Below are 22515 nucleotides of genomic sequence, written 5' to 3'. Positions count from 1 at the left end.
CTCGCTTGCGACGCGCAGGTAGCGGGTCGTAAACGAGGCTTTTCGGTGACACAGCTGTTCCATCACGCACTGCGGCTGCATGCCGATCCGTCGCGCGTCGTCGTGCGACCATTCCATCTCGCCTGGTCCGGCAATGGCGGCAGCCGTACCGAGCGCCTGGTGCGCGAGGTGCTCAAGATGAGCCCGCAGCAGACGCGCGCCGAGCTGGAGATCGTGCTCAAGGATTTCGAGGCGCGGCACTGGCAGACCCGCCGCGTGTTCATGACGCGCTATGACGAGATCGAGGCCATGATGGGTCTCGACGGCAGCGAGATCGGCGACGAGAAGCGGCAGCTGATCGGCGCCTATTTCTGCCACGAATATAGCTATGCCGCGGCCGCGCTTATGAACCCATCGGCGACGCCGCATTTCGATCAATCGGGCATGCCGAGCGGATCGCTGCGCATCCTGATGAGCTTGCGGGCGGTGGGCGAGGGGCACATCTCCTCGGTCGCGTTCCGCGAGGGGATCATCACCGATCACAACCAGCTGAAGCTTGCGCCCGAGCCGCCCTTTGCCACCGCGACTGACGCGATCGGCAAGGAAGAGGAGGAACTGCCGGTCGGCCCGATCACTGTCTACCGCCATCGCGATTCGACGCTGTCGGGCACGGTGATCTTCCCGATCACCGCGGCGCAATCCAAGGGGCTGGAGGATCTGCGCCTCGTCCGGTTCACGCATGACGATGACAGCGTGGAGTGGCTCGGGACGTACACCGCCTATAACGGCTCGGTGATCCAGTCGGAGCTGATGCGCACCCGCGATTTCCGGGCGTTCGATCTGGTGCCGATGTCGGGGCCGGCGAGCCGCAACAAGGGCATGGCGCTGTTCCCGCGCAAGATTGCGGGCAAATACATGATGATGGGCCGGCAGGACGGCGAGAACCTGTTCCTGCTGCAATCCGACACGCTGACGCATTGGGAAGAGGGCGAGCGGCTGCTGGAGCCGAAATTCCCGTGGGAGCTGGTGCAGATCGGCAATTGCGGGCCGCCGATCGAAATCGACGAAGGCTGGCTGCTGCTGACCCATGGCGTGGGGGCGATGCGCAAATATTCGATCGGCGCGGTGCTGCTCGACAAGGACGATCCCTCCAAGGTGCTCGGCCGGACCGTCCACCCGATCCTGGCCGCCGCCGACCAGGACCGCGAGGGCTATGTGCCCAACGTCGTCTACACCTGCGGCGCGATCCGGCATGGCGAGACGTTGTTCGTGCCGTATGGCGTCGCCGACAGTTCGGTGGCTTTTGCGTTCATTCCGATCAAGGCGCTGCTTGCGGACATGTGAGTGCTGGCGCCTATTTCGCCAGCGCTGTCGTCTGGCGGTATAGCCAGACGATCAGCGCCACGAAGACGGTCGGGGCGGCGAGCTCCGCCCATTGCGCGACGCTGTCGCCGAAGCCTTCGGGTACCTGGCCGCCGCGCGCGGCGATGACGCCGGCGAAGCCGACCCCGAACAGGCTTTCGCCGACGATCAGCCCGGTCGCGGCCAGCACGCCCATGCGCTGCGCGAATTCGGGATTGCTCGCGCGGGCGGCGCGGCGTTCGTACCAATGGCCGATCAAGGCGCCGATCGGGATCAGCAAGGTCAGCGACATCGGCAGGTAGATCCCCATGCCGACCGCAAGCGGCGGCATGCGCAATTTGCCGGTACGGCCGAGCAGCTCGTCCACGGCGATGACGATCGCCCCGATCAGCGCGCCGGCGCCGATCAGGTTCCAGTTGAGATCGCCGCCCAGCACGCCCTTGGCCAGGCTGGAGATCAATGCCGCCTGCGGGGCGGACAGTGCGTTCGGCCCGGCGCCGGGCATGCCGACGAAGCCGAACGATTCCTTCAGCAGGTTGAGCACCAGCGGGATGACGAGCGAGCCGAACAGCACGCCCAGGATCAATGCCACCTGCTGCTTCCACGGGGTGGCGCCGACCAGCTGCCCGGTCTTCAGATCCTGCAGATTGTCGTTGGAGATGGTCGCGATCGAGAAGATGATCGCAGTGGTGAACAAGGCATAGGCGATCAGCGCATTGGTGCGCGCAGGATCGGTGTCGTGCCCGAACACGGCGACCAGCAGCAGCGACGCGCCGAGCACGGCGAGGATGCCGACCCCCGAGACGGGTGAGTTGGACGCGCCGATCAGCCCCGCCATGTACCCGCACACCGCAGCGATCAGCACGCCGATGACGAGGATGTAGATCAACGTGCCCGCAATCACCGCGACGGGGCTTTCATGCACCGGTCCGCCGGCCGAGAAGCTGTAGAGCAGCCAGGCGATCGGCGGCAGCGTGAGCAGGACGGACAGTCCGACGATGCCGATCGGCAGGTCGCGCTCGGTCAGCTCCAATTCCGAACCGCCGGCGCGTGCCCGCGATGCGGCAAGCGCCGAGCGGATGCCGCCGACGATCGGGCCGAGGATGCGCACCAGCGACCAGAGTGCCGCGATGCCGATCGTGCCCGCGCCGATGAAGCGTACGTCGCTGCGGAACACCGTGCCGACGATCGTGTCGACATCGCCGGGCAGCCCGGCGGTGAGATAGGGCATCATCCCGGCCCAGGCGATCAGCATGCCGACGAACATCGCCGCGCCGACCGAGATGCCGACGAGATGCCCGACGCCGATCAGCGCCATCGAATAGCTCGCCGACACACCGGTCGCGCTGGCGCCGATCTTGAAGTTCTTGGCCGCTTCCGCCGCGGCTAGCTTGGCGGCGGCGAGCAACGCGAACCCGGCCGAGACCAGCGAGCCCAACACGATGACGCGCAGGCCGCGGGCATTCTCCGTGTCGCCGTCGCTGCTCTCGGTGCCGACCTTCAACACTTCCGCCGCTGCGACGCCTTCCGGGTAGGGCAGGTCCGATCCGGTGACGAGCGCACGGCGCAGCGGCACGGAGAACATCACCCCCAGGACGCCGCCCAGCGCGCAGACGAAGGCGGTGGTCCAGAACGGAAAGCCCTGCCACCAACCGACCAGGATCAGCCCCGGCAGCACGAAGATGATCGCCGCCAGCGTCCCTGCTGCGCTGGCGATCGTCTGGACGATATTGTTCTCCAGGATGTTGGCACCCTTGAAGAAGCGCAGGATCGCCATCGAGATCACCGCCGCCGGTATTGAGGTGGCAAAGGTGAGGCCGATCTTGAGCCCGAGATAGACGTTGGCCGCGGTGAACAGGATCGTGATCAGCGCGCCGAGCACGATGCCGCGGAGCGTCAGTTCGGCGAGCGGCCGGGCAGGTTGGGGGGCGAGGGCCATCTCTATCTCCGGCGGGTCGCAGCCCGGCGGGCCGCGGCGATCATGTTCGGGTGGGGTTTAGCGTGCATTGCCGACGGCGGGGCGACCAACAAGGCGGAAATCGCCGACGGTGAAGATGCTACCGATTGGTTGAATGTTTTTTGGCGTAGTTTCAGCATGGTGGCCGGAGATCGAGGCGGCGTGCTGGTGGCGAATGTTGAGATTTTTGTGCGGTTTTGACGTTTGCCGTGGGCGTTCGCGGTTGGATTGCGGCAGGTGGCCGCCGGGCGATCGGGGACGGCTGGCCGAATGGCGGTGCGGCGCCGGCACGCGCGCGAATGTTGCGAACGTTGAGCTGCGGGTGTGTTTCGCCCGTGGCGCCTCGACATTCGTCGGAGGTGGCCGGGTGGGCGATGTCGGGGCACCGGGTGGAGGAGAGCGGCGAGGCATCGGGTGATCCTGGCACAAAGCGGTGTTGTAGGACAGGCCGCCGCCGCATTGTGATGGAAGTGCCTGCGGGGGGCTCGGTGAGGGGGCGGTTGGGGGCGCGATGCGAGATGGATGGAGGTTCTGGACTGGCGTTCTGAAGCTACATCGTTCCCCGGCGAAGGCCGGGGCCCAGTCGCGAGACGGCTATGGCGGAGCGCAGCGCCTGCCAATCCGCGTTTCGCGACTGGGCCCCGGCCTTCGCCGGGGAGCTGTGGGTTTGTGAGCTTTGCACTTGAGGGTGGGGGTGGGGCGGCGTTTACGTTCTTCCACGCTGAGCGGCGGTTCTTTGTGCGTTTGCATCCACCGAAACCGTCACCCCGGACTTGTTCCGGGGTCCACTCCTCCTCCCGCAATGCCCTTGCTTGTGGCGCGGTGGACCCCGGAACAAGTCCGGGGTGACGGGGGGCTTTGGCGGGTGCGCGTACCTGGTGGGGAAGGCAGCGGTCGCGAAGGCGGCGCTTGCCAACCTTCGTTCCGCTACTGGACTCCGGCCTCCGCCGGGGAGCAGTAGACTCCGCCTCGCAGAGCTTAGTCGAACCCTTGGTTCAGGAAGCGCTCGGCCAGCGCGCAGTGCATGGCGATGCCGCGGGCCATCACGTCCTCGCGGATCGTCATCTTGGTGTTGTGCAGCGGAGGGTTGGTGGCGGGGTCGGTGCCTTCGGGCGCGACGCCGACAAAGGCCATGGCGCCGGGAATGTCGCGCAGGACGTAGGAGAAATCTTCCCCGCCCATCATCGGCGCGGGCATCGTCTGGTAGCCGCGCTCGCCGCCGAGTTGCTCGGCGATGTCGCGGATCAGGGCGACGGCGCGGGGATCGTTGTTGGTCACGGGATAGCCTTCGTCGATGCGCAGCTCGGCGGTGCAGCCGTGCGCGAGCGCGACATGCTCGACGATGCGCGCGATGCCGGCGTGGGCCTGCTCTCGCGTGGCATGCGACAGCGTGCGCAACGTGCCCTTCATCTCCACGCATTCGGGCACGATGTTGTAGGCCGAACCGGCATCGATCTTCGTGATCGACAGCACGGCCGGATCGGTGACCGCGATCTGCCGCGCGACGAAGGTGCTGAGCGCGGTGACGATCTCGCACGCGACGGGGATCGGATCGAGGCAATCGTGCGGCATGGCGGCGTGGCCGCCGCGGCCGCGCACGGTGATGTTGATCGCGTCGGTGGAGGCGAGCAGCGGGCCGGCGCGGCTGACGAAGGTGCCGGCGGGCATGTTGGGCGAAATGTGCAGCGCGAAGGCGGCTTCCGGCGCCGGATCGGCGAGCAGGCCGTCTGCGATCATGTAGCGTGCGCCGTGATAGCCTTCCTCGCCCGGTTGGAACATGAAGACGATCGTGCCGGGCAGGTCATCCTTGCGCGCGCTGAGTGCGCGGGCGGCGCCGACCAGCATGGCGGTGTGCGAATCGTGGCCGCAGGCGTGCATTGCGCCGGGCACCTGGCTGGCGAAGGGCAGGCCGGTTTCCTCCTGCATCGGCAGCGCATCGTGATCGCCGCGCAGCAGCACGGTGCGGCCATTGTCGCGCCCGCCGCGCAGGATCGCGATCAGCCCGGTGGTGGAGGTGCTTTCGCGGATCTCGAGCGGCAGTCCGGCGAGCGCCGCGCGAATCTTGTCGGCGGTGCGCGGGCAGTGGAGGCCGACCTCGGGATCGGCGTGGATCGCGCGGCGCAGGGTGATGACGTCGGCAAGCTCGGCTTCGCCTGCGGCGGTCCAGTCGGTGGGGGAGTCGAAGGTCATTATGCCGATTCCTTGAGATTTCGAGGCACCATACACCTCTCCCATTGGGAGAGGGAGGGGCCCGCCGCGTTAGCGGTGGGAGGGTGAGGGTGAGGAGTGTTCTGGACGTCACCCTCACCCTTCCGTCGCTTCGCTCCTCCCTCCCTCTCCCAAGGGGAGAGGGAATTGGCTCAGCGTCCGCGGAACAGCCCGCCGAGCACACCGCGCACCAGGCCGCCCACGATCCCGGCGCCAGCACCCCGCGACGAGCCGAACACCGCCTTCGACACTTCGTTGGCGACGCTGCGGCCGACGGCGGAGGAGGCGCTGCGGGTGGCGGAGGTGACGGCGCGGTTCCACGGGCTGTTGGCCGCGTCGCGCTCGGCGGCCTTTTGTGCCTGGGCGGCCAGGCGGGCCTGGCGGTCTACCTCGCGCTGCTCGGCGAGGCGCTGGCGCTCGGCCTCGCGCGCCGCCTTGGCATCTTCCTTGGCCCGTAGCGCCGCCGCCTTGTCGGCTTCGGTCTTCGCTTTGGCCTCGGCGGCGGCGGCGCTGGCTTCGCTGGTCTTGGCGGCGAGCAGTTCCTCGGCGGACTGGCGGTCGACCAGCACATCGTATTTGTCGCCGATCGGGTCGGTCTGGATCAGGACGGTGCGCTCGGCCGGCGTGACCGGACCGACGCGGCTGCGCGGCGGCTTGATCAGCGTGCGCTCGACCGGCGCGGGCGCGCCGTCGGGCAGCAACAACGAGACCAATGCCTCGCCGACCTTGAGCTCGGCGATCGCGGTCTCGACATCGACGCCAGGATTGGTGCGGAACGTCGTGGCGGCCGAGCGCACCGCGGCCTGATCGCGCGGGGTGAAGGCGCGCAGCGCATGCTGCACGCGGTTGCCGAGCTGCCCGGCGACGGTATCGGGAATGTCGATCGGGTTTTGCGTGATGAAATAGATGCCGACGCCCTTCGATCGGATCAGCCGCACGACCTGTTCGATCTTGTCGAGCAGTGCCTTGGGCGCGGCATCGAACAGCAGGTGCGCTTCGTCGAAGAAGAAGCACAAGGTCGGCTTGTCGGGGTCGCCGATCTCGGGGAGATGCTCGAACAGCTCGCTCATCAGCCACAGCAGGAAGGTGGAATAGAGTTTCGGGCTGGCCATGAGCTTGTCGGCCGCGAGGATGTTGACGATGCCGCGGCCGCGATCGTCGACGCCGATGAAGTCGTCGAGATCGAGCGCCGGCTCGCCGAAGAAATGCTCGCCGCCCTGCGCGCGCAATTGCAGCAAAGCGCGCTGGATCGCGCCGATGCTGGCCTTGCTGACATTGCCGTAGCTGGTGGTGAGTTCGGCGGCGCGCTCACCGCAATGGACCAGCATGGATTGCAGATCGTCGAGGTCGAGCAGCAGCAGCCCGTCCTGATCGGCGACGTGGAAGGCGATGGTCAGCACGCCTTCCTGCACCTCGTTGAGGTCGAGCAAGCGGGCGAGCAGCAGCGGGCCCATCTCGCTGATCGTGGTGCGGATGGGATGGCCCTGCTCGCCGTACAGATCCCAGAATTGCACCGGATTGTCGGCATAGGACCAGTCGGTCATGCCGAGCTCCGCGGCGCGCGCGGCGAAGATGGCATGGCTCTTGGCGAGCGGCGAGCCGGGCATGGCGAGGCCGGCGAGATCGCCCTTCACGTCGGCGACGAAGCACGGCACGCCGGCCTCAGAGAAGCCCTCGATGATGCCTTGCAGCGTGACCGTCTTGCCGGTGCCGGTGGCGCCCGCGATCAGGCCGTGGCGGTTGGCGCGCTTGAGCTCGAGATTTTGCGGATTGGCGCCGCCGGGCGCGCTGCCGATGAAGATTGCGCCGCTGAGAGTGGGTCCGTCCGCCATAATCGCTCCTGTGTGTCGCAGGACGCTTACTGCGCGCGGGACCAGAGCGGAAGAGATCCTCCCCGGCACGGGGAGGTGGCATGCGAAGCATGACGGAGGGGGTGGGGGGGGGGGGGGGCCGCGGGGGGGGGGGGGGGGGCCCCCCCACCCTCCACCACTCGGCTGAAGAAGCCGAGCGGTCCCCCTCCCCGTGCCGGGGAGGATCGTTACTACTTGATCTTGACCGGCACGAACGCCTTTACCGGGCTGGCGCGCTGCACCAGCAGCAGCACTTGCGGGCGGCCGGCGGCCTTGGCGGCGTTGACCGCGGCGGTGAGTTCGGCCTGGGTGCGGACCGGGGTGCTGTTCACCGCGCTGACCACGTCGCCGCGCTTCAGCTTCTGCGCGGCATCGCTGCCCGGGTCGACCGCGGCGATCACCACGCCCTGCGTCTGCGCATCCACGCCGACCGCGCGGGCGATGCCGGGCGTCAGTGGCTGCACGACCAGGCCGAGCACGTTGCCGGTCGCCGGGGTGATCGCGGCGGGGCTGTCGTCATCGTCGCCGTCCTTGCCGAAGCCGCCATCGTCGCTGCCGCCATTGACCAGGGCCGCGAGCTTGTCCGCTGCCGGACGGGCCACCACCGTGGCGCTGAGCGTCGTCGGGCGGCCGTTGCGCAGCACGTCGAGCCGCGCCGTCTGGCCGGGCTTCACGTTGGAGACGAGGTAGGAGAGGGTCGAGTCCGGGGTCACGGCCACGCCGTTGACCTTGGTCACCACGTCGCCGGCGCGCAGGCCGGCCTTAGCGGCCGGGCCGCTCGGCTCGACTCCGGCGATCAGCTCGCCCTGGTTCTTGGCTATGCCGAGTGCCGCGGCCTGATCGTCGCCGATCGCACCGCCCAGCGTCACGCCGAGATAGCCGCGGCTGATCGTGCCGCCCTTCATGAACGTCTCGATGATCGGCTTGGCAGTGGCCGCCGGAATGGCGAAGCCGATGCCGATATTGCCGCCCGATTGCGAGAAGATCTGGCTGTTCACGCCGATCACGTTGCCGTTGAGATCGAACATCGGGCCACCGGAATTGCCCTGGTTGATCGACGCATCGGTCTGGATGAAGCGGTCATAGGCGCCGCCCTGGCCGGTGACGCGGTTGATCGCCGAGATGATCCCGGCGGTCACCGTACCGCCGAGGCCGAACGGCTCGCCGATCGCCAGTACCCAATCGCCGACGCGGGCGCCGCCCGAATCGCCGAAGCGCACGAACGGCAGGCCGGTCGCGTCGATCTTGAGCAGGGCCAGATCGGATTCACGATCCTGGCCGATTACGCGGGCGACATATTCCTTGTTGTTCGACAGCGTCACCGCGATTGAGTTGACCGTCGCACCGCGCGCGCCGGGGCTGATCACGTGCGCGTTGGTGACGACATAGCCGTCATGCGAGATCAGGAAGCCCGACCCCAGCGAAGCGCCTTCACGCTTGACCGGGGCGCCGCCCTGCGCGCCGCCGAACAGATCGCCGAATGGCGTGCCCTGGAACGGGTTCGCCTGCTGCGGCTGGACGATCGTCTGCTTGGTCGAGATGTTGACGACGGCCGGCTGCAGCTTGGCGACCATGTCGGCAAAGCTCATCGGCGCGCCGGCCTTGGGCGCGGCGGCCTGGATCGCGCCGGGCTCGTTCTGCGCGGTCTGCGCACTGGCCTGGGGCTGATAGATCATGGTGGCGGCGGTACCGCTCAGCAGCAGGGCACCGGTGATGGCGTAGGCATAACGCACGTGGGGTATTTCCTCTCGATTGCCGGACAGCAACGCTGCTAGTTTTGCAGTGAATTGCTGAACGGCGATTGAATATGAACGGACCGGTCGCTCCGCTTTGTTACTTGGCTATCAGCGACCACGCCCCTGGAATTCACGAAGATAGGCGTTGTTCGGCGACAATACCAACGATGTGCTGCCACGCGGCTTGCCGTCGCCATTCGCCCCGAAGGTGAAGCGGTAGGACTGCATCGCGCGGTAGAAATCGTAGAAATCGGCATCCTTGTTGAACGCCTCGGCATAGATCTTCGCCGCATTGGCATCGGCCTCGGCGCGGATGATCTGCGCCTGCTGCTGCCCGCGGGCGGTGATCGTCGCCGATTCCTGCTGCCGTGCGGTCCGCATGCGTTGCAGTGCGGATTCCAGCGGGCTGCCGTCCGGCAGATCGGCACGCTTGATGCGCACGTCGACGATCTGCACGCCATACTGGCTCGCCTGGCGCTGCAGCCCGGCCTGGATATTGTCCATCACCTGGCCACGCTCGGGGCTGAGCAAGGCGGCGAACGGGCGCTTGCCGAGTTCGTTGCGCAGCGCCGAGCCGAGCAATGGGCTCAGCTGGTTGATCACGCGCTGCTCGGTGTCGCTGGCGCTGCCGGTCGAGACGACTGCCTTCAAGGGATCGACCACGCGGAAGCGGGCGAACGCATCGACCGACAGGCGCAGCTGATCGGTCGAGAGCACTTGCGTGTTCTCGAGCTCGACGTCGAGCACGCGCTTGTCGATCCATACCAGGCGGTCGGCAAAGGGCAGGCGGGCGATCAGCCCGGCGCCGGTGCGGCCGAACGGCTGGTCGGGCTGCCAGCGGTTGATCGTGCGATAGGGCTGTTCGAAGCGCAAGATCACCGCCTGCTTCGTCTCGGGCACGATCGAGACGATGCTGGTCAGCAGGATCAGCAGGACGAGCGCGATGATGCCGACGGCGATCGGGTTGCGGAACAGGGCGCGGTTCATTGGCCGGCTCCCGGTATGGGGGCGGGTTGCCGGGCGGGCGCCGGGGTCTCCGGCGTGACGTCGGGCAGACGGCGGCCACCGCTCGGCAGCGGCAGGTAGGGAACGACCCCGGGCGCCTCGACGATCGTCTTGTCGGTCTTGGCCAATACGGCTTCCATCGTCTCGTAATACATGCGGCGACGCGTCACGTCGGGCGCCAGGCGATATTGCTCGTAGACCTTGTCGAACGACGTCGCCTCGCCCTGGGCATAAGCCAGCGTCTGCTGGGCGTAGCCGCGCGCCAGGTTGATGTTGCTCTGCGCCGCCTGCTGCGCGGCGGACACCGCCTTGAAGTCGTCGACCACAGCAGCCGGCGGCTGCGCCTGCTTGATCGCCACGCCCTGGATGCGGACGCCGGCATTATAGCTGTTGAGGATCTGCTGCATCAATTCCTGCACGCGGCCCTCAATCACGCCGCGGCCGGAACCGATCGCATCGTCGAGCGAGGTGGTGGCAACGACGGCGCGCATCGCGCTCTCGGCAGTCGCCCGGACCGTTTCGTGCGGATCGGCGATCTGGAAGATGTAATCCTGCGGGTTGGAAATGTCCCAGCGCACCGAATAGGCCAGATCGATGATGTTCTGGTCCGATGTCAGCACGAGATTCTCGCCGCCTGAGCCGGCCGGGAAATCGTCGGTGCTGATCTTCTGCACGTCGACCTTGGTGACGGTCGAGATCGGCGCCGGCAGCGTCAGGCGGATGCCCGGCTCCAGCGTATTGAGGTAGCGCCCGAACCAGGTGACCACGCCGCGCTGCTGCGGGCCGATCTGATGCACGCTGGTGAACAGGATCCACAGCACGAGGATCAGGCCGACGCCGATGCTCCACAGCGTCCTGGCATTGGGCGATCCGGGCATGTTGAACCCGCCGCCGCCACCGCTGCTGCTGCCCGGGCCACCGCCGCCATTGCCCTTGGCACGACGCAGGAATTCGTCGAGCGCAGTCGGCTTGGCGCCACCGCGCGGCGTGCCGGGGGGCACCGCCCAGGGATTGCGCGGGCCGCCATCGCCGCCGCCGCCACTACCGCTGCCGCCGCCATTGCCGCCCCCACTGCCGCCGGTGCCCCAGGGGCTTTTCGGCGCGTCGGAATTGAGGATATGGAAACGCTGGAGCCAGCCGGTGAGGATCGTCATCCTATCTTTATAGGCGTGGGGCGGCGTGAAAAACAGTGGCAAGCGCCCCTAACGCCCCTATCTCGGCAACAATGACACAAGATATTACATTGGACGCGGTTCTGGCGCCAATTGCCGGTACGCGCGCGACCGCCCGGATCGAGGGCGATCGCGCCAGCATCATCCTCGACGTGACCGGCCTGGCGCCGGCGGCGGCCGACGCGATGGAGGCAGCGGTGCGCGCCGCCGTGCTCCGAGTGCCGGGCATCGCCACCGTACGCATCGCGCAGACCGCCGAGCGCGCCGCCAGCGAGCGGATGATGCGGCGCATCATCGCGGTGGCCAGCGGCAAGGGCGGGGTGGGCAAATCCACCGTGGCCAGCAACCTGGCGCTCGGCCTGCACGCGCTGGGGCGCCGCGTCGGGCTGGTCGATGCCGACATTTACGGCCCGTCGCAGCCCAAGCTGATGGGCGTCGAAGGCACGCGGCCGGAGGCGACCGACAAGTTGCTCGATCCGGTGCCGACGCCGCATGGCATTGGCCTGTTGTCGATCGGGCAATTGGTGCCGCCCGACCAGGCGATCGCCTGGCGCGGGCCGATGGCGGCGAACGCACTGACGCAGCTGATCGTCGCCAATTGGCACGACGTGGACACGCTGGTGATCGATCTGCCGCCCGGCACCGGCGACGTGCAACTGACCATGGTGCAGAAGCACAAGCCGGCCGGTGCGGTGATCGTCTCCACCCCGCAGGACCTGTCGCTGATCGATGCCAAGCGCGCGATCGACTTCTTCGTCAAAGCCGGCGTGCCGATCATCGGGCTCATCGAGAACATGGCGGGCTATGCCTGCCCGCATTGCGGCGAGATCTCCGATCCGTTCGGACGCGGCGGGGCGGAGGCGGCGGCGGCGCAGCTCGGCATCCCGTTCCTCGGCCGCATCCCGCTCGATATCGCCATCCGCACCGCCTCGGATGCCGGGAACGCGGCCGAGGTGGGGGCGTTCGGGCAAGTGGCGACCCATGTCGATGCCTGGATGAACACGGCCCGTTCGTCCTGAGCTGATAGTGAAAGGACGATCATGCCCCTGACCACCGATGCCGAGATCAAGGCCTTGCTGGAAAACGCCCGGACCATCGCGCTGGTCGGCGCCTCCGACCGCCCGGACCGCCCGAGCAACCGCGTGATGAAGACGCTGCAGGATCATGGCTACCGCGTGATCCCGGTCAATCCGCAGATCACCGGCGAGCATGTGCATGGCGAGTTCGTGTTCCGCGAGCTGTCGCAGCTCGGCGACCCGATCGACATCGTCGATATCTTCCGCAATTCGGCCGTCGCGGGCGAGGCGGTCGATCAGGCGATCGCGATCGGCGCCAAGGCGGTGTGGATGCAATTGGGCGTGATCGACGTGAAGGCCGCGGCGCGCGCCGAGGCGGCGGGGCTGCAGGTGGTGATGGATCGCTGCCCGGCGATCGACATACCGCGGCTTGGCGTGGCGAAGATCACCGCCTGATTGTCGCCACGTTTCGGGCGCAGTCTTCGCTCCATGATCCTGCTGCTCCTGCTGGCGCAAGCCGCACCCGCCGCCCCGGCCAAGCCCCAGTCCTGGTCGATCCTGCAGCCCGTGGCGAGCGAGCCCTGCGTGCCGGCGCGGACCGAAGGCGAGAAGGACAAGGGAGAACAGGGCGACGTGGTCGTTTGCGCACGACCGTTGCCGTCGCAGAAATTGCCTTATCCCAACGAGGCCGTGCCGAAGGGCCCCAAGCCGTCCAACCCGGAAATGATCGCGCGCGGTGCGCTCGACGCCGAGGCAGCGCCGTGCGCGACGCGCATGGGCGGCTGCCAGGTTGGGTTCGGGCCACCGATCGTACCGATGATCAAGGGTGCGGTGGACGTGGCCAAGCGCGCCTTCGCCAAGAAGCCGGACAAGACCGGGCGGGTGGCGATCGAGCTGGATCAGGAGCCGACGGGGCGGTTGTTGCCTTAGTTTTCAACGATTGAATCGGTTAGTGCCGTCTTTAGCTTCGCTGTTCCCCGGCGAAGGCCGGGGCCCAGTCGCGGAACATCGGTGGTGAGCGCTGCGCCCCGTTACATCCACCTGTCCGCCTGGGCCCCGGCCTGCGCCGGGGAGCAGTGAAGGCCGCAAGCCGTCACCCCGGACTTGTTCCGGGGTCCACCAAGCGGCTTTCGACGAGCTTTGTGGCTAGAAGGCAAAGCGTGCGGCACGATGGACCCCGGAACAAGTCCGGGGTGACGTTGCGGGCGGGCTGCCCCGCAACGTTGCGCAAACTAAAGAATGTGCATCCACATCGGCTGCCCGACCAGACTCTGCGATCCGCGCAGACGCTCCAGCGCTTGCGCCACCGACCGTTCGGGGGCTTCGTGCGTGACGATCGCGACCAGCACGTTGCCGTCCTCGTTGCCCGTGCCGCGCTGGATCAGGCTTTCGATCGACACGCCGGCATCGCGCATCGCCGCGGCGATCTCGGCCAGCACGCCGACCCGGTCCTCGACCATGAAGCGGACATAGGCACGCGCGCGGCGCTCGCCGGTGTCGGCGGATTGCTGTTCGGCGAGCGCCTCGGCCGGCATGGCGAAGGCCGGGCCGTATTCGCCGCGCGCGATGTCGATCAGGTCGGCGACGACGGCGCTCGCCGTCGGACCGTCACCTGCGCCTGCGCCCTGGAACAGCAGGCGGCCGACGAAATTGCCCTCCGCCACCACCGCGTTGGTCGCGCCGGTGACATAAGCGAGCGGGTGGCTGACCGGCACGAGATGCGGGTGGACGCGCTGGAACAGGCCGTGCGGCCCGTTCTCGGCAATGCCGAGCAGGCGGATGCGGTAGCCGAGTGCGGCGGCCTCGGCGATGTCGGCGGCGATGACGTGGCGGATACCGCTCGCCACCACGCCGGCAAAGGCCGGCTGCGTGCCGAAGGCGATGCTCGCCAGGATCGACAATTTGTGCGCGGCATCGATCCCGTCGATGTCGAAGCTCGGATCGCTCTCGGCAAAGCCCAGTGCCTGCGCCTCGGCCAGCACGTCGGCGAAGTCGCGGCCTTCCGCTTCCATCTTCGACAGGATGAAATTGCACGTGCCGTTGAGGATGCCGTAGACGCGCGCAATCTCGTTGGCGGCCATGCCCTCCCGCAGGCCCTTGATCACCGGGATGCCGCCGGCGACCGCCGCCTCGAACTTGAGCGCGACATTGGCCTGTTCCGCGGCGCGCGCGAGTTCCAGCCCGTGATGCGCGATCATCGCCTTGTTGGCGGTGACGAAGCCCTTGCCTGCCTTCAACGTCGCCCGGGCAAGCGTCAGCGCCGGGCCGTCGGATCCGCCGACCAGTTCGACCACCACGTCGGCGCCCGCGTGGCTGGCGAGTGATGTCGTGTCGTCGATCCAGTCGAAGCGCAACAGATCGACGCCGCGATCCTTGCTGCGGTCGCGCGCGGAGATGGCGACGATCTCGATCGGACGCCCCGCACGACGGGCGATCAGCGCGCCGTTCGCCTCGAGCAACCGGACGACGCCAGCGCCGACGGTACCAAGGCCGGCCAGCGCGATGCGGAGTGGTTCGGTCATGGAAAGCCCCCTTTGGCGGCCGGGTAACCGCAACCTCGCCAGCAACGCAATGCAAATCCTCCCCGGGACGGGGAGGGGGACCACGAAGTGGTGGAGGGGGTGGGCCGGCAGCGTGGCGCTTGGGGAAGCCCCCCTCCGTCAGCCTTCGGCTGCCACCTCCCCTTACCGAGGAGGATCGAGCGGCTATTTCTTCACCAGTCCGATCTCGACCAGGCGTTCGTGCAGATAATCGTGGGCGGTGATCGGCGCCGGATAGCGGTTCGGGTTTTCAGCCGTGATCGTCTGCGGCAGCGTCTCGATCAGGAAATCGGGCGCGGGATGCAGGAAGAAGGGCATCGAGTAGCGCGAATGGCCGCGCCGCTCGGGCGGTGGGTTGACCACGCGGTGGGTGGTCGAGGGCAGAACGTGGTTGGTGAGGCGCTGCAGCATGTCGCCGACATTGACCACCATTGCGCCCTCGGGTGGCTTGATCGCCAGCCACTGCCCGTCGCTGCCGAGCAGTTCGAGCCCGGCTTCCTCCGCGCCGAGCAGCAGCGTGATCAGGTTGATGTCCTCATGCGCCCCGGCGCGTACCCCTTCCGCATCGGCGGGGATCGGCGGATAGTGCAGCAGGCGCAGGATCGAATTGCCGTCCTTGACCGCCGGATCGAACCAATGCGCATCGAGCCCGAGATGGCGGGCGATTGCCGACAGCAGCCGGTCGCCGGCCGTGTCGAACGCGGCGAACAATTCCTCGAAGACCGGGCGGAAGCCCTCGGGGCGCGCCGGCCAGATGTTGGGCGGCATGACGTTGGCATTCTTGTGGCCGGCGGGCAATGCACGCCCGACATGCCAGAATTCCTTGAGATCGACGGCGCTGGCGCCCTTGGCAATCTCGGTCTTGAACGGCGTGTAGCCGCGCTGCCCGCCGCCCGCCGGCGTGTAATAGCTGCGCTTCTCCTCGTCGGGCAGGTCGAACAGCAGCTTGGTTTCGGCCCAGGCGCGCGCGATCAGATCGTCGGGGATGCCGTGATCGGCGACGACCGCGAAGCCGAACCGTTCGAATGAACCGCCCAGCGCCGCGGCGAAGCCGGCCGGATCGGCGGCCTCGTCGTTCAGCGATAGAGCGGGGACTTGGGCAGCGGGGGAGTCGAGCATGAAGGGGTGTCCGTCTGGGATGGTCGGGCGATCATATCGCGTTCGCCCGCCCACGAACAGGCGGTTAGCCGCCGATGGCGATCGTCCCGCGCGACGTGTCCGCGCCGTCGGGCGTGAGTTCGAGGCGGAACGGCTGCTTTTCGTCGGTCGTGCCGATCAGGCTATTGCCGCTCGCTTTGATCGTGAAGCCCGCTTCCTTCGACAATTTGTCGAGGAACCAGTCGCGAACCTTGCTGGGTGCGGCCGGGCTCTGGAAGCTGATGCGGACGAGGCCACTATCCTTGCCCTGCTTCTGGCTGGCATCGACGTTCATGCCGCTGATCGTCGAGCCGGGGTAGAGATGCACCCCGTTCATGTCGAAATCGTCGGCATCGAGCTTCAGCTTGGGCAGCTTGATACTGCCGGCAAAGCCGCCCGGCAGATTGATCGCCAATTGTCCGTTGCCATCGACGCCGGCCACCATGTTGCCCTCGGCGGTGCTGGCGTTGATCGCTATGCTGGTGCCGTCGCCTTTGTCGCCGCATGCGGCAAGGGCAAGGGCTGCGGCGATCATGGCAATGGTCTTGGCGGACATGGGCGGCTCCAATGTGTATTGCGATAATAACACACTAGGGCCGCCCGATGCCGCGCGTCAAGTCAGCGTAGCAGGCGCTCCATGGTCTTTTCGTGCAGCCAGACGTTCATCGTCGCGCTGTCGTTCTGGTCGCCGGTATAGCCGAGCTCGGTGGCCAGTTTCTTGCGATTGTCGAGGCTGGAATCCATGCCCAGCGCCTTCATCAGGTCGACGATCGAGCTCTTGTAGTTGAGCGTCTCGCCGCGTGCCTGCGCGCGATCCTCGAGCACGGCCTCGATCGCTTCGCGGGTCGGCGCGGGCTTTGCCGCGGCGGCAGGCGCCGGGGCAGCGGCGGCTGGCGCGGCATGCGGGGCAGGGGTGGCAGTCGCAGGCGCCGGCGTCGCCGTGGTGGCGGCGGGCGCCTCCTTGTGGCCGAAAATCGCGTCCTTGATCGCGCCGAAAACGCTCATCGTCTGTCTCCTGGTGGTGAAGCCTTGTGAATGGCCGGCCCCGCTTTTCGTTCCGTTGGCGCGGGCGGCTGCCGCAGGGCTTTGGGGGTGACGCATGGTGCTGCATCTGCGAAGAGCGCACATGAATTCTCCCGCTCCGCACATTGCCGGCCGATCCGCTGCAGGCGCCGCCAACGCGCCGCCGCTCGGTTTCCGCGAATTCGTCGCGCTGATCGCCGGGCTGATGGCGCTGACCGCGCTCGGCATCGATTCGATGCTGCCCGCTCTGCCCGCAATCGGCGAGGCGCTCGGCGTGGCAAGCGCCAACGAGCGGCAATATGTCATCACCGCCTTCCTGATCGGCTTCGGGGTGGCGCAATTGGTGCACGGGCCGCTGGCCGATCGCTTCGGGCGCAAGCCGATCCTGGGACTGGCGCTTGCCGCTTATGTGATCGCCAACGTCGTCGCGGCATTCTCGGGCAGCTTCACGTTGCTGCTCGTCGCACGTTTCGTCGGTGGCTGCGCGATCGCCGCATCGCGCGTGGTGACGGTGGCGCTGGTGCGCGATTGCTATGCCGGGCGCGAGATGGCGCGCGTGATGAGCCTGGCGTTCATCGTCTTCATGGCCGCCCCGGTGATCGCGCCGACCTTCGGCCAGGCGGTATTGCTGGTCGGCGACTGGCGGGTGATCTTCTGGGGCATCGCCGCGGTCAGTGCCGCGATCCTGGTGTGGTTCTGGATCCGCATGCCCGAGACGCAGCATCCCGAGGATCGCCTGCCGCTGTCACCCGCGCGGCTGGGCAGCGGCTACAAGCTGGCGCTGACCGACCGCTGGTCGATCGGCTACACCCTGGCGTCGACCGCGTTGCTCGGCGCGCTGTACGGCTATATCAACTCGATCCAGCAGATCCTGGCCGATACCTTCCATCGCGCCGACCTGCTGGTGCCGGTGTTCGCGGCGACCGCCGGCACGATGGCGGTCGCCAACCTGCTCAATTCCTCGATCGTCGTGCGCGTCGGCACGCGGCGCATCTCGCACACCGCGGTGGTGGTGCTGATCCTGCTTGCCGGCGCGCATCTGGCGCTCGCCTGGGCGGGGTTCGAAACGCTGCTGACCTTCGCCATCCTGCAGGCCCTGATGATGGCCTGCTTCGGTCTGGCGACCTCGAACTTCGGGGCGATGGCGATGGAGAATATGGGGCATATCGCCGGTACCGCGTCCAGCATCCAAGGCTTCATCACCGTCACGGGCGGGGCGCTGATCGGTGCGCTGATCGGGCAGAGCTTCGACGGCACGACCGTGCCAATGTATGTCGGCTTCTTCGCCGCCGGGCTGGTCGCGCTGGCGATCGTCGCGGTTGCCGAGCGCGGGCGCCTGTTCCGCCCCACCTGATCTGCCGTTCGTCGCAGCGGCGCGGAACCCGCGCGGCGTGCCCGGTGTTCGACCATTCGAGACCTGCACCCCTGCAGGCACCGGAGAAGCGACATGACGATGGGTGGCTACCAGATTCCCGGCGAAGGCACGGGCGACGACGGCTTCGACGAAGACGGCTATGACGAAAGCCAGCGCGCCGAGATCCTCGAGGTGACGCGCGACGGCCCGACCGACGGCACCATCCTTACCGATCTCGCCCCTGACATGGGCGATGACGAGGAAGATGACGACGAGAACGAAGACGAGATCGAGATGACCACCGACGAAGTCGGCGAAGAAGACGATGAGTCCGAAACGGATGAAGACGATGACGACGAAGACGATCTCCAGGAGGATTTCGAGGACGACGACGTCGACGACGCGGAAATCACCGACCGCGACGACGCGGCGATCCGGCCGTAAGTTTGTCCGTTTCTAGGTAACTGCTCCCCGGCGAACGCCGCGGCCCAGTCCGACATTACCCGTTCGTGTCGAGCGAAGTCGAGACACCGATCCTTAGCGCAGGTGTCTCGACCGCGCTCGACCCGAAAGGTTGCGACTGAACTGAACCTAGGTAACAGTACTTAGAGGGTTCGCTACACGCACCATGGCCGGCGTCGCCCCGCCCAAGGCCGCGCCAGCCCTTCGGCGACCAATGTGTCGCCCAGCGACTCCCCACCGCGTTCGACGATGCGCAGCTTGCGACCATAACGATCCGTATCGCGGTCCGCTGAGGCCAGCGTCACCGGCCCGGCATTGAGCAGCGCCTGCAGCCGGAGCGTCGCCTTGCCGCCAAGATCCGCCTCCAGCGCACAACGCGAGGGATGCGTCTCGGGCGTGTCGATGTCAGCGATGCGGATCTTCTCGCCCGCCATCCAGAACGTGTCGCCATCAACCACGCAATTCTGCCCGCCCCCCGTGAAGCACAGCCCGAACCGCGTGCCGACGACGCCGGGCGGCTGGCGGGAGAATGGCAGATCCGGCACCGCGCGCTCGATCACGAGCCCTGCGAACACGCCGGCGAGCAGCATCAAGGCGATCCCGCCGCCACCCCTGCGTCGCTGCTGCCCGAATGTCGCTTGTCGGCCACGCTGCCGGTGGAATTGATAATCGTACCGCATGCGCTGCGCGTAGCGGACAGGATGTTACCGAAGCGCCAACGGGTGCATCCGTCATGGTGTCACCTCGGCCACGTCACCAAATTCGTCGGCGCGATTGTCCCGCGACAAGACAGGCTTAACCAAGCTTCGTGATTGGCGGAATCGTAAACGACGCATTAACTGTTCGGCATGCGTAGCCAGACACTCCTCACCGCCGCCACGCCGCGACACCCGTTCCGCGCCCGCATCGCGCCGGCGCCCAAGGTGAAGACGGCGCACCCCGACGACAGCGACCTGAAGCTGTTCGCGCTCAGCTTCACCGCCTTCTTCGTCTGCATCTACACGCTGATCTTCTAGCGCCGCTCAGTCGCAGGCGAGATGCAGCTTCTGCGCCAGCCAGGCCGCGACCAGGCACATCGCCGCGACCAGCAGCAACATGTTCTCGGGCGTCACGCCTAGCGAAGTGATGAAGATCACGGCGATCGCGCCCACCGTCATCGCCGCGGAATTGACCACGTTGTTGGCCGCCACGGTGCGCGCGGTCTGGTCCTTGGTCACGGTGGTGGTCAGGAACGCGTAGAGCGGCACGACGAACATGCCCCCGGTGATCGCGATCGCCAGCAGCGACAGCACCACCGGAATGGCGCGCGGCTGGGCGATGAATTCGCGCCAGTCGTAGAAATGCCCCGCTTCCGCAGGCACCCACATCCGCACCAGGACCGAAAACGCCACCACGCTCACCCCCATGGCGATCACCGATGCCGGCCCGTATTTGGCCGAGATCTTGCCCTTCAACAGGCTGTTGATCACCACCGATCCGATCGCGATGCCGATCGACAGGGTCGCGGTGAACAGGCTGGCGACCTCCTGCGTGGTGGTCAGCACGTTCTTCACCAGCGGCGGAAAGATGATGATCAGCACGGCACCGATCGTCCAGAAGAAGCTGATCGCGCAGATCGCCAGGAACAGGCGCGGCACGTGCATGGTCGAGCTGATCAGCCGCCAGGACGAGGTGAACGGATTGTAGTTGATCGCCAGCGCCGCGCCCTCGCGCGGGGCGGCGGGCACTTGCCGGCCGCTGAACCAGCCGATCCCGGCGACGATCAGCACCGCGATCGCCGCCGTCTCGATCGAGATATAGCCCGCCAGGATCGTGCCCATCAGGATCGCCATATAGGTGCCGGCCTCGACCAGCCCGGTGCCGGCGAGCACCTGATGACCCTCCAGATGCTGCGGCAGGATGGCGTATTTGATCGGCCCGAAGAACGTGGAGTGCACCCCGAGCAGGAATACCGCCGCCAGCATGAAGACGATCCCGGCCTGGGTATGCCCGCTCTTGGCCAGGATCAGCCCGGCCGCGCCCACCAGCATGATCAGGATTTCCGCCGTCTTGACGATGCGGATGATCTTCGCCTTGTCGTGGCTGTCCGCCAGTTGCCCGGCAAGCGCGGAGAACAGGATGAAGGGCAGCGTCGACAGCCCGGTGGCGAGCGCGTTGAAGCCCTGCTCGGCCGCGGAATCGTTGAAGATGCTGTACGTCGCGAACAGCACCATCGATTGCTTGAACAGATTGTCGTTGAACGCGCCCAGGAACTGGGTGGTGAACAACGGCAGAAATCGGCGCTCCTTGAGTAGTCCGAGCGCGTTCAGCATGGTCGGGAGCGGCTTTCGAAATTGGCACCAGGTAGGCAGGCGGCATAGCCGAGCGGCGGGTGGAGCGGCAACCGCTTATCGGCGTGCCTTAACCACGTGCCGCACGCGATGGGTTTCGCCCGTCCGCGCGTCGGTCTAGAGCAAGCCGATGTGGACGTTGCCAAACCTGCTGACCCTGTCGCGGATCGTCGCCGTCCCGCTGTTGATCGGCTTCCTGTGGTGGCCGAGCTGGGCGGCCGGCTACGGCATCGCCTTCGTGCTGTACTGCCTGATGGGCATCACCGATTATTTCGACGGCTATCTGGCGCGCGCGCAGGGGGCGGTATCGAAACTCGGCATCTTCCTGGATCCGATCGCCGACAAGATCATGGTTGCGGCGGTCGTGCTGATGCTGGTGGCGACGCGCGATATCGCGGGCTGGTCGCTGGTCGCGGGCATGATCATCCTGCTGCGCGAGATCGCGGTCTCGGGCCTGCGCGAATTCCTGGCGCAATTGCAGGTATCGGTGCCGGTGTCGAAGCTCGCCAAGTGGAAGACGACGCTGCAGCTCGTGTCGCTCGGCGGGCTGATCCTGGCCGGCGCGCTGCCGCATTGGCATTGGGTGCAGACCGTGTCGCTCGCCGCTTTGTGGGGTGCCGCGGTGCTGACGCTGGTGACGGGTTGGGATTATCTGCGCGTCGGCCTGAAGCACATGGACTGACCATGGCGGTCGACATCCTGTACTTCGCCTGGGTGCGCGAGGCGGTCGGCATCGGGCAGGAGCGGATCGATCCGCCGGCCGAGATCGCGACCGTGGCCGCCCTGATCGACTGGCTGGCCGCCCGCAGCGAGGATCACGCCCGCGCCTTTGCCGATCGCGGCCGGCTACGCGCCGCGGTGGACCAAGTGTTCGTGCCGCTCGACGCCTCGATCGTCGGCGCGCGCGAAGTGGCGATCTTCCCGCCGGTGACCGGCGGATGATCCGCATCCTGGTCGACGCCGCGGCGATCGACGTCGCCGTGGAGATGGCGACGATCGAAGCGGCCGGGGCAGGGGCGGTGGCGACCTTCACCGGGTTGGTCCGCGCCGACGATGGCGTCGGCACGCTGGAACTGGAACATTATCCCGGCGCGACCGAAGCGGCGTTGCATGCCGTGGCGGCATCGGCGGTCGAGCGCTGGTCCTTGCTGGCGGCGACGATCGTGCACCGGGTGGGCGTGATGCAGCCGGGCGAACGCATCGTGTTCGTCGGCACGAGCGCGGCGCACCGCAGCGCGGCGCTGGAAGCATGCGCGTTCCTGATCGACCGGCTGAAGACCGACGCCCCGTTCTGGAAACGCGAAACCCGCGGCAGCGACACCCGCTGGGTGGAACCACGCGGCACGGACGATGCCGCCGCCAAGCGTTGGGAAGGCTGACGTCG

General features: G+C 67.2%; 23 protein-coding genes. 11 read left to right on the top strand and 12 right to left on the bottom strand.

What is annotated here, in order from left to right; all coding sequences use genetic code 11:
* Positions 1-45: 45 nt before the first annotated feature.
* Entirely contained in the window at positions 46-1323 is a 1278-nt protein-coding gene (locus NV382_RS06635) for a glycoside hydrolase family 130 protein (protein WP_260599720.1), read from the top strand.
* A 10-nt stretch (positions 1324-1333) separates the two neighbouring features.
* Here the strand turns inward: NV382_RS06635 and NV382_RS06630 are convergent, their stop codons facing one another.
* Positions 1334-3280 carry an OPT family oligopeptide transporter gene (locus NV382_RS06630; protein WP_260599719.1) on the bottom strand — a complete coding sequence of 649 codons (1947 nt, stop codon included), beginning with the start codon at positions 3278-3280 and terminating at the stop codon, positions 1334-1336.
* 42 nt (positions 3281-3322) lie between these two features.
* Between NV382_RS06630 and NV382_RS06625 the strand changes: the two genes are divergently transcribed.
* Positions 3323-3499: a hypothetical protein gene (locus NV382_RS06625; RefSeq protein WP_260599718.1), complete on the top strand. Its 177-nt coding sequence runs from the start codon at positions 3323-3325 to the stop codon at positions 3497-3499.
* 777 nt (positions 3500-4276) lie between these two features.
* On the opposite strand, the gene NV382_RS06620 is transcribed toward NV382_RS06625, so the two are convergent.
* From NV382_RS06620 to hflK, 5 genes are all read right to left on the bottom strand, one after another.
* Positions 4277-5488 (bottom strand): M20 metallopeptidase family protein, encoded by a 1212-nt coding sequence (locus NV382_RS06620; protein ID WP_260599717.1) that lies wholly within the window; start codon positions 5486-5488, stop codon positions 4277-4279.
* Positions 5489-5658: 170 nt separating this feature from the next.
* Entirely contained in the window at positions 5659-7338 is a 1680-nt protein-coding gene (locus NV382_RS06615; RefSeq protein ID WP_260599716.1) for a DUF853 domain-containing protein, read from the bottom strand.
* A 209-nt stretch (positions 7339-7547) separates the two neighbouring features.
* Complete coding sequence (locus tag NV382_RS06610; RefSeq protein WP_260599715.1) at positions 7548-9089, bottom strand: Do family serine endopeptidase; 1542 nt, start codon at positions 9087-9089, stop codon at positions 7548-7550.
* A 111-nt stretch (positions 9090-9200) separates the two neighbouring features.
* On the bottom strand, positions 9201-10079 hold the full coding sequence (gene hflC / locus NV382_RS06605) for a protease modulator HflC (protein ID WP_260599714.1): 879 nt from the start codon (positions 10077-10079) through the stop codon (positions 9201-9203).
* Entirely contained in the window at positions 10076-11251 is a 1176-nt protein-coding gene (gene hflK, locus NV382_RS06600; RefSeq protein WP_260599713.1) for a protease modulator HflK, read from the bottom strand. The genes hflC and hflK overlap by 4 nt, the downstream gene beginning before the upstream one ends.
* Before the next feature lie 71 nt (positions 11252-11322).
* Between hflK and NV382_RS06595 the strand changes: the two genes are divergently transcribed.
* From NV382_RS06595 to NV382_RS06585, 3 genes are read left to right on the top strand one after another with little or no spacing between them, the layout of a single operon-like run.
* Positions 11323-12288 (top strand): Mrp/NBP35 family ATP-binding protein, encoded by a 966-nt coding sequence (locus NV382_RS06595; RefSeq protein WP_312026768.1) that lies wholly within the window; start codon positions 11323-11325, stop codon positions 12286-12288.
* Positions 12289-12309: 21 nt separating this feature from the next.
* Positions 12310-12741: a CoA-binding protein gene (locus NV382_RS06590; protein ID WP_260599712.1), complete on the top strand. Its 432-nt coding sequence runs from the start codon at positions 12310-12312 to the stop codon at positions 12739-12741.
* A 33-nt stretch (positions 12742-12774) separates the two neighbouring features.
* Positions 12775-13215, top strand: a complete 441-nt coding sequence (locus NV382_RS06585) for a hypothetical protein (RefSeq protein ID WP_260599711.1) — start codon at positions 12775-12777, stop codon at positions 13213-13215.
* A 302-nt stretch (positions 13216-13517) separates the two neighbouring features.
* Here NV382_RS06585 and NV382_RS06580 read toward each other — a convergent pair whose 3' ends face one another.
* The 4 genes from NV382_RS06580 to NV382_RS06565 form a co-directional block, all read right to left on the bottom strand.
* Positions 13518-14807 carry a homoserine dehydrogenase gene (locus NV382_RS06580; RefSeq protein WP_260599710.1) on the bottom strand — a complete coding sequence of 430 codons (1290 nt, stop codon included), beginning with the start codon at positions 14805-14807 and terminating at the stop codon, positions 13518-13520.
* 183 nt (positions 14808-14990) lie between these two features.
* Positions 14991-15944: an isopenicillin N synthase family dioxygenase gene (locus NV382_RS06575; protein WP_260599709.1), complete on the bottom strand. Its 954-nt coding sequence runs from the start codon at positions 15942-15944 to the stop codon at positions 14991-14993.
* A 64-nt stretch (positions 15945-16008) separates the two neighbouring features.
* Positions 16009-16518, bottom strand: a complete 510-nt coding sequence (locus NV382_RS06570) for a hypothetical protein (RefSeq protein ID WP_260599708.1) — start codon at positions 16516-16518, stop codon at positions 16009-16011.
* 62 nt (positions 16519-16580) lie between these two features.
* Positions 16581-16967 carry a DUF3597 domain-containing protein gene (locus NV382_RS06565; RefSeq protein WP_260599707.1) on the bottom strand — a complete coding sequence of 129 codons (387 nt, stop codon included), beginning with the start codon at positions 16965-16967 and terminating at the stop codon, positions 16581-16583.
* A 121-nt stretch (positions 16968-17088) separates the two neighbouring features.
* Between NV382_RS06565 and NV382_RS06560 the strand changes: the two genes are divergently transcribed.
* Both NV382_RS06560 and NV382_RS06555 read left to right on the top strand, forming a co-directional pair.
* Positions 17089-18339 carry a multidrug effflux MFS transporter gene (locus NV382_RS06560; RefSeq protein ID WP_260599706.1) on the top strand — a complete coding sequence of 417 codons (1251 nt, stop codon included), beginning with the start codon at positions 17089-17091 and terminating at the stop codon, positions 18337-18339.
* 99 nt (positions 18340-18438) lie between these two features.
* Entirely contained in the window at positions 18439-18783 is a 345-nt protein-coding gene (locus NV382_RS06555) for a DNA primase (protein ID WP_260600334.1), read from the top strand.
* Positions 18784-18956: 173 nt separating this feature from the next.
* Here the strand turns inward: NV382_RS06555 and NV382_RS06550 are convergent, their stop codons facing one another.
* Complete coding sequence (locus tag NV382_RS06550; protein ID WP_260599705.1) at positions 18957-19481, bottom strand: thermonuclease family protein; 525 nt, start codon at positions 19479-19481, stop codon at positions 18957-18959.
* 168 nt (positions 19482-19649) lie between these two features.
* On the opposite strand from NV382_RS06550, the gene NV382_RS06545 reads away from it, so the two are divergent.
* Positions 19650-19817 (top strand): hypothetical protein, encoded by a 168-nt coding sequence (locus tag NV382_RS06545; protein ID WP_260599704.1) that lies wholly within the window; start codon positions 19650-19652, stop codon positions 19815-19817.
* Positions 19818-19823: 6 nt separating this feature from the next.
* Here NV382_RS06545 and NV382_RS06540 read toward each other — a convergent pair whose 3' ends face one another.
* Positions 19824-21113 (bottom strand): MFS transporter, encoded by a 1290-nt coding sequence (locus NV382_RS06540; RefSeq protein WP_260599703.1) that lies wholly within the window; start codon positions 21111-21113, stop codon positions 19824-19826.
* Positions 21114-21261: 148 nt separating this feature from the next.
* Between NV382_RS06540 and pgsA the strand changes: the two genes are divergently transcribed.
* Genes pgsA through NV382_RS06525 form a run of 3 tightly spaced genes read left to right on the top strand, consistent with a single transcriptional unit; the run spans position 21262 to position 22510 of the window.
* Positions 21262-21813, top strand: coding sequence for a CDP-diacylglycerol--glycerol-3-phosphate 3-phosphatidyltransferase (gene pgsA / locus NV382_RS06535; RefSeq protein ID WP_260599702.1), 552 nt, complete (start codon positions 21262-21264; stop codon positions 21811-21813).
* Between the two features lie 2 nt (positions 21814-21815).
* A complete protein-coding gene (gene moaD / locus NV382_RS06530; protein WP_260599701.1) occupies positions 21816-22073 on the top strand; it encodes a molybdopterin converting factor subunit 1 in 258 nt (85 codons plus the stop codon).
* A complete protein-coding gene (locus NV382_RS06525) occupies positions 22070-22510 on the top strand; it encodes a molybdenum cofactor biosynthesis protein MoaE (protein WP_260599700.1) in 441 nt (146 codons plus the stop codon). Before moaD ends, NV382_RS06525 begins: the two co-directional genes overlap by 4 nt.
* The last annotated feature ends 5 nt before the right edge of the window (positions 22511-22515 follow it).

It is taken from the genome of Sphingomonas endolithica, assembly GCF_025231525.1.
Lineage (GTDB): Bacteria > Pseudomonadota > Alphaproteobacteria > Sphingomonadales > Sphingomonadaceae > Sphingomonas > Sphingomonas endolithica.
Note: the sequence above shows the minus strand (reverse complement) of the source record. Positions and strands in the feature narration are given on the sequence as shown.